The organism is Bacillus cereus group sp. N8 (assembly GCF_016483685.1).
Lineage (GTDB): Bacteria > Bacillota > Bacilli > Bacillales > Bacillaceae_G > Bacillus_A > Bacillus_A proteolyticus.
In genome coordinates, this window is record NZ_JAEHBK010000196.1 from 1 (window position 1) to 247 (window position 247).

Genomic DNA, 247 nt, shown 5'->3' on the forward strand with positions numbered 1-247 from the left:
GAGAAAAAGGGCTGCCACATGGACAGCCCTTTTTCTACTACATAAGATAGAGTAAATAAATATAAATATGAGAAATGATTAATGAAACGATCATAATCGGGAAGCCGCCTTTAAGGAATTCCATGTAGCTAAATTTATGTCCTTCACGCCTTGCGATTCCGGCTACGATTACGTTAGCAGAAGCGCCGATTAATGTTCCGTTTCCCCCTAGGCAACCCCCGAATGCTAATGCCCACCATCGGACGGC

Annotated in this window: 1 pseudogene; it reads right to left on the reverse strand. The window is 44.1% G+C overall.

Annotated elements, in window-relative coordinates:
* Nucleotides 1-37: 37 nt before the first annotated feature.
* Nucleotides 38-247: pseudogene (locus JDS80_RS30985) on the reverse strand (anion permease); the annotation flags it as partial.